Annotated in this window: 13 protein-coding genes and 4 pseudogenes; 8 read left to right on the top strand and 9 right to left on the bottom strand. The window is 38.8% G+C overall.

All coding sequences use genetic code 11. The features are described from left to right. Positions 1 to 27 precede the first annotated feature (27 nt). Together FGL90_RS10270 and FGL90_RS10275 are read left to right on the top strand one after the other, a co-directional pair. Positions 28 to 375: a DUF3139 domain-containing protein gene (locus FGL90_RS10270; protein WP_010620858.1), complete on the top strand. Its 348-nt coding sequence runs from the start codon at positions 28 to 30 to the stop codon at positions 373 to 375. A 58-nt stretch (positions 376 to 433) separates the two neighbouring features. Then, positions 434 to 673 (top strand): hypothetical protein, encoded by a 240-nt coding sequence (locus tag FGL90_RS10275; RefSeq protein ID WP_010620857.1) that lies wholly within the window; start codon positions 434 to 436, stop codon positions 671 to 673. Between the two features lie 110 nt (positions 674 to 783). Here the strand turns inward: FGL90_RS10275 and FGL90_RS10280 are convergent, their stop codons facing one another. The 6 genes and pseudogenes from FGL90_RS10280 to FGL90_RS10305 all read right to left on the bottom strand — a co-directional run bounded on the left by FGL90_RS10280 (position 784) and on the right by FGL90_RS10305 (position 4,829). After that, entirely contained in the window at positions 784 to 1,350 is a 567-nt protein-coding gene (locus tag FGL90_RS10280; RefSeq protein ID WP_147657959.1) for a DUF536 domain-containing protein, read from the bottom strand. 162 nt (positions 1,351 to 1,512) lie between these two features. Next, positions 1,513 to 1,634: pseudogene (locus FGL90_RS10670) on the bottom strand (DUF536 domain-containing protein); the annotation flags it as partial. Continuing rightward, positions 1,627 to 2,562: a replication initiation protein gene (locus FGL90_RS10290; RefSeq protein WP_147657961.1), complete on the bottom strand. Its 936-nt coding sequence runs from the start codon at positions 2,560 to 2,562 to the stop codon at positions 1,627 to 1,629. The pseudogene FGL90_RS10670 and the gene FGL90_RS10290, both read right to left, overlap by 8 nt. 720 nt (positions 2,563 to 3,282) lie before the next feature. Continuing rightward, a complete protein-coding gene (locus FGL90_RS10295) occupies positions 3,283 to 3,495 on the bottom strand; it encodes a hypothetical protein (protein WP_010015136.1) in 213 nt (70 codons plus the stop codon). Between the two features lie 374 nt (positions 3,496 to 3,869). Further along, positions 3,870 to 4,229 (bottom strand): hypothetical protein, encoded by a 360-nt coding sequence (locus FGL90_RS10300; protein WP_147657963.1) that lies wholly within the window; start codon positions 4,227 to 4,229, stop codon positions 3,870 to 3,872. 12 nt (positions 4,230 to 4,241) lie between these two features. After that, the gene (locus FGL90_RS10305; RefSeq protein WP_147657964.1) at positions 4,242 to 4,829 is read right to left on the bottom strand and encodes a site-specific integrase; all 588 of its coding nucleotides are present in this window, start codon (positions 4,827 to 4,829) and stop codon (positions 4,242 to 4,244) included. 76 nt (positions 4,830 to 4,905) lie between these two features. Here FGL90_RS10305 and FGL90_RS10310 point away from each other — a divergent pair, with 76 nt between their 5' ends. The 3 genes from FGL90_RS10310 (at position 4,906) to FGL90_RS10320 (ending at position 6,894) form a co-directional block, all read left to right on the top strand. Next, entirely contained in the window at positions 4,906 to 5,184 is a 279-nt protein-coding gene (locus FGL90_RS10310; RefSeq protein WP_060678116.1) for a type II toxin-antitoxin system Phd/YefM family antitoxin, read from the top strand. Next, positions 5,184 to 5,540 (top strand): type II toxin-antitoxin system YafQ family toxin, encoded by a 357-nt coding sequence (locus FGL90_RS10315; RefSeq protein ID WP_056947047.1) that lies wholly within the window; start codon positions 5,184 to 5,186, stop codon positions 5,538 to 5,540. The genes FGL90_RS10310 and FGL90_RS10315 overlap by 1 nt, the downstream gene beginning before the upstream one ends. A gap of 142 nt (positions 5,541 to 5,682) precedes the next feature. After that, complete coding sequence (locus FGL90_RS10320; RefSeq protein ID WP_404814669.1) at positions 5,683 to 6,894, top strand: MFS transporter; 1,212 nt, start codon at positions 5,683 to 5,685, stop codon at positions 6,892 to 6,894. Between the two features lie 74 nt (positions 6,895 to 6,968). Here the strand turns inward: FGL90_RS10320 and FGL90_RS10325 are convergent, their stop codons facing one another. Continuing rightward, positions 6,969 to 9,215 carry a heavy metal translocating P-type ATPase gene (locus FGL90_RS10325; protein ID WP_147657968.1) on the bottom strand — a complete coding sequence of 749 codons (2,247 nt, stop codon included), beginning with the start codon at positions 9,213 to 9,215 and terminating at the stop codon, positions 6,969 to 6,971. 250 nt (positions 9,216 to 9,465) lie between these two features. Further along, the gene (locus FGL90_RS10330; RefSeq protein WP_002816262.1) at positions 9,466 to 9,897 is read right to left on the bottom strand and encodes a CopY/TcrY family copper transport repressor; all 432 of its coding nucleotides are present in this window, start codon (positions 9,895 to 9,897) and stop codon (positions 9,466 to 9,468) included. A gap of 280 nt (positions 9,898 to 10,177) precedes the next feature. Here FGL90_RS10330 and FGL90_RS10420 point away from each other — a divergent pair. From FGL90_RS10420 to FGL90_RS10340, 3 genes and pseudogenes are all read left to right on the top strand, one after another. After that, positions 10,178 to 10,315: pseudogene (locus tag FGL90_RS10420) on the top strand (IS5/IS1182 family transposase); the annotation flags it as partial. Beyond that, positions 10,307 to 10,478, top strand: a pseudogene (locus tag FGL90_RS10335) (type II toxin-antitoxin system YafQ family toxin); the annotation flags it as partial. The pseudogenes FGL90_RS10420 and FGL90_RS10335, both read left to right, overlap by 9 nt. A gap of 541 nt (positions 10,479 to 11,019) precedes the next feature. Then, positions 11,020 to 11,487 carry a Dps family protein gene (locus tag FGL90_RS10340; protein ID WP_054656478.1) on the top strand — a complete coding sequence of 156 codons (468 nt, stop codon included), beginning with the start codon at positions 11,020 to 11,022 and terminating at the stop codon, positions 11,485 to 11,487. 41 nt (positions 11,488 to 11,528) lie between these two features. On the opposite strand, the pseudogene FGL90_RS10345 reads toward FGL90_RS10340, so the two are convergent. Beyond that, positions 11,529 to 11,618 (bottom strand): annotated as a pseudogene (locus FGL90_RS10345) (IS30 family transposase); the annotation flags it as partial. Positions 11,619 to 11,901 lie beyond the last annotated feature (283 nt).

The following is an 11,901-nucleotide window of genomic DNA, read 5'->3' on the forward strand; positions in this document are numbered from 1 at the left end:
AAAATGAAAAAGAGGTGTGGATTAGTTATGCTTAAAAAGATTGGGTACGTAATAGCTTTATTACTAGGGTTCTTTTTAATAGTTTGGCTAGCCATTTATTGGCAACATCGCACTTATTTTACTGGAGCCGTTCGAACGTACATGGTTGCCCAAAAGATTCCAAAAAATAGCATTAAAAATCAGAAAATAGTTTTTAATTGGGTCAATATGGGACAATGGGAGGAAGATGTTTCAATTCGCCACCAACACCATACCTATCAATATATTTATAATATGTCTTGGCAGGATAAAAGGGTGTCCCTAAGTATCTATGATCATCGGGAGGGTGTTAAAGATACTCTAGCTCCTTATCCACCCTTGGAGTATGATCGTTAATTTAATTTTTGCAAGCTTTAATATATTACAAAAACAATTTATAGGAGATAAATAAAAATTGTCATTAGCTGAATTGGGAAGCTTTGCGCTACTTATTTCATTGGTCTACTGGTGGTTTTTAATGTGGCATTCATTTAAACTAACCAGGAAAACGTTAGTAATTTTAAATACAGTTGGCACTGCCTTAATGACCATTTTGACGTGGCCCATCACCTATGGAATGTTACTGATTCCGATTTTAATTATTTACGCTGTATCGACTTTTATCATCTTTAAATTACCACTGTCAGCCAAATAGTATGAGAATTTTTTTGCTTCTTATAACTATCCAAGGCGGTAGGAAAATGGGCTCTTTGTCAACTATTTCTGGGTTAGATTCCTGATTGCTTGATGAAAGGAGTAGAAATACTACCAAAAACGCCACCAACTATTATTGACCTTGTTTTTAGATACTTTTTTTTGCCTATTATTATATTCAGCAACTCTATTTTCATTTTGCTTGTCGTTTTTATCCTTGCTGTGACGGGTATTGACATTATTCGACAAGACATCGTCCTTGTCGTTTGATTTTTGCTGTTGAGTTGCACTAGAAGAGTCAAGCAAGCCACTCAATTTACGAACGTGCTCTTTTAATCGATGGTTTTCTGAAACCGTTGCTATCTGTAATTTTTGTTGCTGATCTAAGGCCTGTTGTAAATTTGCAATTTGTTGATCTTTAACATCAAGTTGTTTTAGCAAGATATGATCAATATTTTTGTCCTTGTCGTTTTCAGCTTGCCGATTTGTTTGTCGTTCTTGTCGTTTTTGCTTGTCGAAATTAGCAAGCATTTTAACGCCTTGGTTGTCTATTTCTAGATGGTTTTTGACTTTATAAGTGTGTTTGCTTCGAAAGCCATTAATACTATTAATACGTTGATTAATAGCTTGTTTTGATAATTTCAATTCTTCTGAAAGTTGTCGAATAGTCTTGCCCAATAGTTTCACCGCCTAATTAATCCGCCTTAAATTATAAGTTAAAAACGACAAGAAAACCAATCGACAACCAAGTTTAAGTTTTGCTTGTCGATTGGTTTTCTTTAGGTATCAATCTTCAAGCTAAACTATAATTGATTTGGTTCTGGTTGTTGCCACCAATGAATGTTGCTTTAACAGTAAATATCCCGAATTAACAACAACTAAAGTTTGCATCTAGTTTTTTCCCTAATGGCTTGTTTTGATACACCAAACTCATCAGCAAGTTCTCTAATTGTTTTAGGCATTATTTCCAAACCCCTTTCGGAGTTCAGCAAGTGCTTCTTGTCTTGCTTGATCTCTTATTTTTTTATCATGTTCAGCCTGTTTATCAGCCAATGCTTGTTTTTCAGTGGATCCTAGTGGTAATCCTTTAACTTTATCAGTAGCGCGCCATTTTTCCTGTTCTGTTAGTTCACTATTATGCTGAATATTGAAAAGTTTTTGTCGTTCATCTTGTAATTTACCTTGTGAGAAGTCATTAGCGCCTTTCTTTTCTGGTTTCCAGGTAAATGAATACCCTATTACTGGTTTTCCACGTCCCTTGCCATATTTCTTTCTAATAGCTAGGCCTCTAAATAATGGTGTTAACTCTTCTTTGATGGGCTTTATAACATACCTATCAATATCTCCTGACTTTGTCCAATAGCTTTTAGGAATATCAAGTAATTCAAAAAAGTCTTCTTTTGATAAAAAAGCATAACCTGTTGTTCTAAAACCCTTTAACAATCTAAAGGCAGTTTTGGCGTAACTGCTTCTAAGATCTCTAAATTCCGCTAAAGCATATCTAACCCATGTATCTAAATTATTAAGAAGTGGCAAAGCATCTTTATATACTTCAACATCTATATAAGGGGAATCAGCTTCACCAACAATGCTGAATTTAGTAAACATAACAAACATCTCTCTATTTAATCCAGATTTGCTACGTCTTCCAAAATGAAGTCCCATTAGTTTTTCATAAGTTCTTTGAATATCATCTTCAAAGCGATTATTTGCAGTTGGTTTATAGTTGCTCAAGTCTTTAAGTTGTTCAAAAGAAAATCTAACTGTTTGATCCCCTTTATCACGCATACGAGAAATAATTGAAAAAAATAGATTCATTTCAATAGGGGTGAATTTACGTAAGGGAATAGTATTAAGTTCTGGATCATATTTTATAAGTTCATTGCTCATAATTACACCTCCACAACTATTATATAAAATCAACGATTGTTTATCAACGATCACTATTAAAAACCTCGTTGATAAACAGACAAAACCTCGTTGATAAACAGACAAAACCTCGTTGATAAACAGACAAAACCTCGTTGATAAACAGACAAAACCTCGTTGATAAACTTCTGTATGTCTTGGTAGAGTAAGGCTCAAGAGGGGTCTAAAAGAGGTTTAAAAGAGGTTTATAAAAGAGGTTTAAAAGAGGCACCACTGTACAAGATCAAAATCTAAAACAAAAATACAAAGGAGTGAGCCCAAAAACAGGCTCACATTAAACTTCATTCGCTACGCTCTTTGCGCCTCACTTCGTTCGTTGCCTACAAAGGAGTGGCAAGCCACATTTAATCGGGCGCTGACGCCCCGACCCCCGTCCAAGCTGAGCCAGCTTAACCGCTTTTTCACTCGCCGTTAGGCAGGAAAGCCAAAGTTTTTGTAGAAACTTTGGCTTTCGCCATTTCAGTGTTAAGACTGGTTTAGAACTGTCAATTCCTTATGCTCCCACGCTACGCTCGTCCGCTACCATTGACAGCAAACAGTTAGTTTTTCTGAATCTTAACAAGAACTTAGCTGCTATGTTCGTTTTTTAGGGCCTTATTTTTCGTTTCTAGCAATTTTAAGACTATTCATATACATTTATACCAAAGCAAAACAAAAATCCCTCAGCAGGCTCTTAGAGGGCTAAATAACGAAGCCAGGACGATTAATAATATCTTCTTGTCTTTTTTGCAAAATATAAGTGTATAAGGAATCATACAAATTCTTTTTAATCTCGTCAGGTTCATTGACAGAAGCTTCAAACAATTCTTGAATATCAACTTGCCAAGGATCAGCAAGCATTTCATCAATTGGCTTTAATACTTTCTTTTCGTCCATCTTAATTACCCCTAACATTAAAATAATGATTTCAGTTTAGATACGCAGTTCTTACAGTTACTTATTTAAATTTTGTTGCCAGGCTTATGCAGATAATCTGCATAAGCAATTAAAAAATTTTGGTTGAAAGTAGCGGGATCTGCAACAATTTTTAAGTATTTAAAACATAAAAATCTTAGTTAAGTGCAAACATAAATTGTATTAAAAATACAGTCAATTCAACAACAGCAGAAATTGATTTTATGGTTATCAGCAGACCGAGTGAAACGAGGTAAATGTGCACTTACACCCTTGACAATTGTCAAGGGTAGATTTAATCCCCATTTTGATGGGGATTATTTGTATTAGAAGGCTAGCGCCAACGATAAAAATCCTAGAGCCAAATCTCAAGATTAATCAATCACATTACGAAGGATCCAATGACTATAAGCAAGACGAGAACCGGGAGTTATTACCCAAGGGTGATTAATTTCGAAAATTTGAATTTCAGTTGCTAAGTAAAGTGGCGTCTTACCATGATTAAAAGCAAAAACGGGTTGCGGAAAATCAGGCTTACTAGCAACTTGATGAACACTTTGACGAGAGTTCATCTGCCAACGAATTTTTAAATCTTCACGCGACAATAATTTTGGCAGGTGTGTTTTTTCAATTTGAGCTTGCTGTTGCAACTTTTGTGTAAAGGCTTGTTTAGTCTTGTTTTGATGCCAATCATCAAAAAGATCATACTTGTTTGATTTAAAATCTAAATCCATAAAGCCAGCCTCCTAACCAAAATCAATTTTATCCAGCATCGTTTCAGTACTAGCCTGGTCTAAGCCTAAATAAGCTAAAGTCATTGCTTCACTGGAATGATTGAGCAAATTCATGACTAAGCCAATATTATAATTTGATTGCGTGTAAACGCGATAAGCCCCGGTTTTACGCATCGTATGGGTTCCTAGATAATTAATTCCTAAAAGATCGCCAACCTTGCTCATGATTTTGTAGAACTGTTTTTCCGTGATATGTCGTTCTGGGTGCTGAATCGAGGGAAACAACCAGTCAGAAACCAAATGGTTTTCTTGCAACCAAGCTTGATAGGCTAATAAATCAGTTTGCACGGGTTTTAAGTAGAGCAGGTTAGCTTTACCGGTCTTTTGGTCGTGGATAAACGCATTCTGACGCACGGCGCCGTTTTCGTTAAAGACATCTGTCCAACGAAGCTTCATAACGTCGCTCACTCGTAACAGTGTCGCTTTGCCAACTTGAAAAACTGTATAGTTACGCCGGCCAGCTTTAAAGTTGTTGAGTAAGGTATCTTGAACCTCCTTGAGAACATTTGAATCTTTGATGGGTAAGACAACTTGTTGCATAGTTTTAGCTCCTTAAAAAATTGATTTTTAGTACAAATTAAAGTACAATATTAAGTACAATGAAAGGGTGGTAAATATGACATTAGCACTAACACAGAGCGATTTTCGCGCTAACCTAAAAAAATATTTAGATCAAGTTAATGACGAAGACGAAACCGTTTATATTGCTCGTTCAAATAGTCGCGCAGTAGCCATCGTTTCACAAGAAAAAATGGACTGGCTAGAAAGAGCATTAAAAGCGAAAGAAGGTTCGTTAGAATATGCAATTGCACGTGATCAGTTAATTAAACGCCATGTCTTACCTGACGATGAAATTGTTGAACCAGATGATGATTATTGGGGTCAGTTTAAATAATGAAAAAACTAAGATTTAAACCACGTGCAACCTTTAATGCTGATCTAAAACGGTTAGCCAGTTTAGACAAATCTATTATTGATGAAGTTCGAGCAGCCATTGACCTGTTGCTTGAGCAACAACAATTACCACCAGAATTTGAGGATCATGAACTTAATCGGCGAATGAGCGGGTATAATGAATTTCACTTACGAGATACCCCGAAAAACAAAATACCAAGCGAAACTAACGATGTCCTGGTGGTTTATACGATTGATAAAGATGAACTAGTCTTAATTGGCATTCGAGTCGGATCGCATGATCGTTTATTTCCTGGTCAAAATCGTTCCAAAAGGTATCGAAAAAATGACGAATAAAAGAAGTCATTTGTACCATATAAAAACAAATAGCCCCCAAAATCTACATTATAGATATTAGGGGTTATTCTTTCAATGCTTTTTAGGGGCAATTTTATAATTAGTGCTGGTAAAGGATGCAGTGCCATTGCCAGCGCCGCTTATAGAAGTGGTGAAAAATTATTTGATAATCAAGAAGGCAGCCACTATTTGGTATTTGACCAAGAAAACCGGTTCAGCAACGGTATTGAGCATTGCTACTATTTTAGGAATGCTGCCAATGGTGATTCTTAGTCCGTTTGTTGGTCCTATGGTTGATCGGTGGAACAAAAAAGGCCTCCTAATTTTCCCGGACGTTTTTGCTGCCTGTTTCGCTATTATTCTTTCCGTATCCGGAACGGTCTTTCATGTATTTCCACTTTGGCTCATTTTTATTTCATTACTGATGCGGTCTTGTGCGCAAACCTTCCAGATGCCAACGATTCAATCGGTAATGCCCACAATGGTGCCAGACAAAGAAATTACCCGTATGAACGGCCAACTGGGAATGGTGCAATCCGCGAATATGATTATTGCCCCAGCACTGGGCGCGTTTTTATTTGCGTTTATCCCCATCGAGTACTTGATTCTGTTAGACGTACTTGGGGCCATCATTGGGATTTGTATTTTAACGTGGGTTCAAATTCCTAACAATGAAAAAATTGATCAGCCAATGCATGTGCTCCACAACACCCGCTTGGGGATCAAACAACTTACGAACAACAAGGGCTTGTGGTACATTACGTTGATCGGCGCCGTCTTCACACTAACCTACATGCCTGCTGCCAGCATGTATCCACTCATGACCATGAAATACTTTCAGGGAACCGTTAGTCAGGCTGGCTTAATTGAAGCCATTTATTCAACTGGCATGCTAATCGGCGGCACTATCATTGGCCTCTTTGGTAAGTGGCAGGACCGGATGAAGCCCGTAATCATCGCGTTTTTCCTGGTTGGCATTCCAACCGGTATTAGCGGCATTTTGCCAGGTAACCAAACCGGATTTTTATGGTTCGCAGCTTTAAACATCATTGAAGGAATTGCGACCCCATTTTTTACAACGCTTTTAATGGCAATGATTCAACAAAGTTATCCAGCAGAAGAGTTAGGGCAGATTCTAGGCGTTTTGAATTCTTTGTTGAATCTGGCTGGACCAATTGGCTTAATTTTTGCCGGTCCCCTAGCTGATGTGATTGGCATTGAACGCCTATTTGTGATTGCAGGAATCGGTGCTGCCATTTGCGGGGTGGTCGCGGTGTTAATGCCAATTACCAGGCAATATGACATTAGGCTGCATCAAAAATTGGCGAAATTAACTGAGCAACCAGATAAGTAATTAACATGATGATCATAAAGAGGAGAAAGACCAGACTACCAGCTGATCTTTCTCCTCTTTTTGTCATCACTTAATTACACGTTTTTAATCTTTTCACCAGTCAATCCCATCGCATTAATTGCCACGATAATTGTCGACATCGCCATGACCACAGCACCAACGGCTGGGTCTAGAATGATTCCAATAAATGACAACACACCGGCAGCGAGTGGAATTGCGACAATATTGTAGCCTGCTCCCCACCAGAGATTTTGAACCATTTTCCGATTTGTGATTTTAGCCAAATCAAGAAAATGTAAAATATCGCTGGGTTCTGATTTAACCAACACAACATCAGCGGAATCAATGGCAACATCGGTTCCGGCGCCAATTGCAATTCCAATATCGGCCGCGGCAAGACTTGGTGCGTCATTTACGCCGTCACCAACCATGATGACGTGATTGCCCTTTGCTTGATAATCAGCAATAATCTTTTGTTTATCATCTGGTAATAGGCCTGCATGGAATTCAGTCAATCCCAGTAAGTTAGCAACGTGTTCCGCGGCTTTTGGATTATCGCCAGTGAGCATTACGGGGGTAATTCCTCGCCTCTGAAGACCACTAATTAATTCCTTAGCACCCGCTTTGATGGTGTCGCCTTCAGCAACCATTCCTTGAACTTGGGTGCCCTGCAATAGGAAGCTGACGGAATTACCCTTAGCAGCCCATTTATCAGCAGCGGCCTCGTCAAACCTGATCCCTTGCTTCGTTAAATAGTTACCATTAACAATCGTATAGTCAGTGCCATCAACATTACCGGAAATACCAACGCCCGGAATATTTTGAGACTTTTCAGCCGCAACGACTTCAATGTCCTTCGCTTGGGCTTCAGTAATGATTGCTTGGGCCAGCGGATGAGTCGAATTATTTTCAAGGGCGGCCAGTCGGCTTAATAACGTTGTTTCGTCAATCCCATCATTTGGAATCAATGCATTCACCGTAAATTTACCTTCTGTTAACGTGCCAGTTTTATCCAAGAGAACGTGGCTAACATGTTGACTTGCTTCAATGGCTTGGCGATTTCGAACTAATAGCCCATTTTGAGCGCCAATCGTAGTAGAACGAGAAACCACTAATGGAATCGCTAATCCTAATGCATGCGGGCAAGCAATCACGAAGACGGTCACCATGATCGTCATTGCAGTCGCCAATCCCTGGGGTAACCAGGCAAAGAAAGCAATAATCCCAACACCAAATGCCGCGTAAAATAGATACTTGGCAACTAAATCAGCTTTATCTTCTGCTTTAGATTTAGCTTGCTGGGCATTTTGAACCATTTTCATTACTTGAGAAAGATAGCCGGAGTCACCAGTACCACTAATTTTAACCGTTAGCGTCCCGTTATTGTTAGTTGCACCACCAATGACCTTATCGCCAACGTTCTTGGTAACGGCAGCAGATTCACCGGTTACCAGTGCTTCATTCACGGTCGACTCCCCAGCCGTAATAACACCATCGGCTGGAATACTCTCACCTGAACGCACTTGGAAAGCTTGACCAATTTTTAAATCAGATACTGGCACTTCTTTTGTTTCACCATTATCTGTAACTAGATGGGCCGTCTTAGGCAACAGGGCCGCCATCTTTTGTAAGGCATCCCCAGCCCCCATCAATGCATTCATTTCAATCCAGTGTCCTAGAAGCATAATTAAAATCAGGGTTGCAAGTTCGAACGAAAAATCCATTACATGATTTGCCGGGTTCAAGAAGTTGTTGGCAATAAATGCGTACAAACTGTAGAAATACGAAACGGAAATTCCAAGGGTTACTAGCGTCATCATTTCAGGAGATTTATCCTGAATTTCCGATTTAGCCCCCTTTAAAAATGGCATTCCGCCATAAAAGTAAAGTGCTGTATCAAACAAAACGATGATAATGCCAACAATTAGCGGTGAACTGAAACTAAGGATGGAAACGTTTAAACCCATGATTGGTGCTAACAGTAAAACTGGAATCGCTAAGACAACGGAGACCCAAAATTTAACTTTCAAATTCCCCATATGCATCATTGAGCCACCGTGCATCATCATGTCGGTCCCAGCCATATCCATATCACCGTGATTCATCCCACTCATATTCATAGTTTCGTGATCCATGTTCATTTGACCATGATCCATTTCGGCCATATCGTGGTCCATGTTCATTTGATTATGATCCGTTTCGGTCATATCGTGATCCATTTTCATGTCATCATGATCCATATGACTCATATTTGATTCATTATTTTCCATATTCTTAGCACTCATGTTTTTCATGTTCATATGGTCCTCTTTATTTGCCATGATTATCGACCCCCTAAAAATAAGTGTGCGTAGCAAAGCGGTTAGAAGCCGGAATATAAGTTCCTTGTGTGGAAATCCCCGGGCTCGGGATTTTTCCACCAGGTTCTTATATTTAGGCTTCTGCTTTGCGGAGCACCATGCCACTATATGAATGAGAATTACGACAAAAATTCATAAGTTTCCGCCATCAGAAATCCCAGATTCTGGATTTTTGTGCAGCAATCCTAAAAGTAAACAGAACACCACAGTCTTAACACGTTTGATCACCTGGCAAGCAGTTACACTGAACTTCCTCGGGCGCTGTTTTGGCCTTTTCAGCTAGAATCGCCTGTAAGTTCGCAATATCCGCCCGTGAGAGTTCCCTTGACTGAATAACGCCGGCAATTGTTGAACCAGCCCGCATCGCACACATATGGTCAAACAAATCATCTGCCGCTGCCGCCATTGATTCCTTCTCGCCAACAACCGGCTTATACGTGAATGGTCGACTGCCGCCATGCTGCGCAACCGCCTGTTTTTGAATCAACCTGTGAAGTAGCGTTTTGGTTGTTGAAGCTGACCAGCCTTCTAATTCGTTCATAGCATCGATTAGTTCACGACTAGTCGCATGTCCCATTGTCCAAATTGCTCTCATAACCATCCATTCAGAATCGGTGATGGTTACATTCTTTGCATCCTTCAATTGGCTTCCTCCATTAATTGAATTCTAAGTTTACGTTTGTAGCCTCTTAACACTTATTAGTTTACAACTGTAGTTACAATAATGCAACCTTTCTGCCAGAAAATACCATGACATTAAAAAAACGCCTAGATAATATTCCAGGCGTGGTTTGATACGATATGTTAAATTAATGATCTGGGAATTTTTGGTTTTCTTGTTAGTATGGTGAAATGCCTCTTAGAACCTGTCTAGTATCTGCTGAATCTGGTAGAATTGTGGAAAACCGACTGAGGAGTTTGTCATGCCAGATTATCCAAGCAATATTTCTCGAGCGCAATTTGCGTTAATACAACCTGATTTAGAAAACTTCCGCAAGCATACAAGACCGCGTCGTTATGATCTTTATGACGTATTCAATGCCATCCTTTATCACTTACGAAGATACCCCGAAAAACAAAACACCAAGCGAAACTAACGATGTCCTGGTGGTTTATACGATTGATAAAGATGAACTAGTCTTAATTGGCATTCGAGTCGGATCGCATGATCGTTTATTTCCTGGTCAAAATCGTTCTAAAAGGTATCGAAAAAATAACGAATAAAAGAAGCTATTTCTTTAATATTAAAACAAATAACCCCCAATATCTACATTATAGATATTGAGGGTTATTTTAACAATGTTTTCGAGGGTCTATTTGTAAATTATAGACCCTATATATTCATAGCCCCTTTCTGTTTGGTGTTAAAGTATTAGTCATCGATGTCATGCACTATCTTGTTTAGCTCCGTTTTGATGGAACTGGGAATATTTTCTAAATTGAAATGATTATATATTTCTTTATCCTTAAGCATCCTTTTTTGTGCCTTATTTAATTTACACTCATTGTTACCCACTACCCATTCATCCTTTGTACGTATAAAGGGGTTTTGCGCACTTCCCTTTAACGCGTTTTGAACATCTTCATAAGGTAAATAAAATTCAATTGTAGATTTATTTAATTTTACAATCTACCATATAACGTCTCCATCTTTTCAAAACGACTTAATTCTACGGGCTATAAATAACTTAATTTGCCAGTGTATAACGTTTCAGATTAAGCTACCACTAAGTTATAATAACCGTATCGAAAGGAGATCAATCTAATGAAATATGCGAAAACCAAAGCAGTATTAAATCAACTCGTTGCCGATTTGAGCCAGATGTCAATGATTATCCATCAGACGCATTGGTACATGCGTGGACCCAACTTTTTGAAGTTGCACCCCTTGATGGATGAGTTCATGGAAGAAATTGACAGCCAACTCGATGTCATTTCTGAACGGCTGATTGCGCTTGATGGCAGTCCTTACTCGACCTTAAAAGAAATGGCCGAAAACACTAAGATTCAAGACTGGCCTGGTGAATGGGACAAAACAACCCCAGAACGCCTCGCACACTTAGTTGATGGCTATCGTTACTTGGAAGACCTTTACCAACACGGCATTGAAGTATCCGATGTTGAAAAAGACTTCAGTACCCAAGATATTTTCATTGGTCTCAAAACCGCAATTGAGAAGAAAATCTGGATGATTCAGGCAGAGCTTGGGTCGGCGCCGGAAATTGATGAATAAAATAATATTAAAAAATCGGTAGGCTTATGGTAGATTGTAAAATTAATCCGAACGCCCATTTGGATATTGGACAGCCCTAGTTCACAAAAGGTTTCGATTTTAATTCGTTCGGAATAGGTTGTACTAGACAAAAGATCAGCTCCTAAAAGATGGGTTTGTGGTAAACACCATTTTAAAGGAAGCTGATCTTTTTTGTCCGAACAGCGTTCGGATTAATTTTACAATCTACCATTTGACAACTACTAACTTGTACCACAAGAATCCTAGTTACTGTTCTAAATATGTTTACTTAGCTTATTGGTGGGGGACAAGTCATAAAGGAATGAAAGGTGGCCTTATGTGGGTATTCCCATTCTCAATGACAAATGTTTTTTCAGGGACTTACAAGCCAAGTTATATTTATAAACTAACAAC

The sequence above is a fragment of the Secundilactobacillus malefermentans genome (assembly GCF_008033155.1).
In the GTDB taxonomy this organism is placed as follows: Bacteria; Bacillota; Bacilli; order Lactobacillales; family Lactobacillaceae; genus Secundilactobacillus; species Secundilactobacillus malefermentans.

Coding starts and splice junctions, on each gene's coding strand:
- FGL90_RS10315 (WP_056947047.1), top strand. CDS start 5,184: ATGAAAAAACTAAGATTTAAACCACGTGCAACCTTTAATGCTGATCTA.
- FGL90_RS10300 (WP_147657963.1), bottom strand. CDS start 4,229: ATGGATTTAGATTTTAAATCAAACAAGTATGATCTTTTTGATGATTGG.
- FGL90_RS10305 (WP_147657964.1), bottom strand. CDS start 4,829: ATGCAACAAGTTGTCTTACCCATCAAAGATTCAAATGTTCTCAAGGAG.
- FGL90_RS10310 (WP_060678116.1), top strand. CDS start 4,906: ATGACATTAGCACTAACACAGAGCGATTTTCGCGCTAACCTAAAAAAA.
- FGL90_RS10290 (WP_147657961.1), bottom strand. CDS start 2,562: ATGAGCAATGAACTTATAAAATATGATCCAGAACTTAATACTATTCCC.
- FGL90_RS10295 (WP_010015136.1), bottom strand. CDS start 3,495: ATGTTAGGGGTAATTAAGATGGACGAAAAGAAAGTATTAAAGCCAATT.
- FGL90_RS10325 (WP_147657968.1), bottom strand. CDS start 9,215: ATGGCAAATAAAGAGGACCATATGAACATGAAAAACATGAGTGCTAAG.
- FGL90_RS10270 (WP_010620858.1), top strand. CDS start 28: ATGCTTAAAAAGATTGGGTACGTAATAGCTTTATTACTAGGGTTCTTT.
- FGL90_RS10340 (WP_054656478.1), top strand. CDS start 11,020: ATGAAATATGCGAAAACCAAAGCAGTATTAAATCAACTCGTTGCCGAT.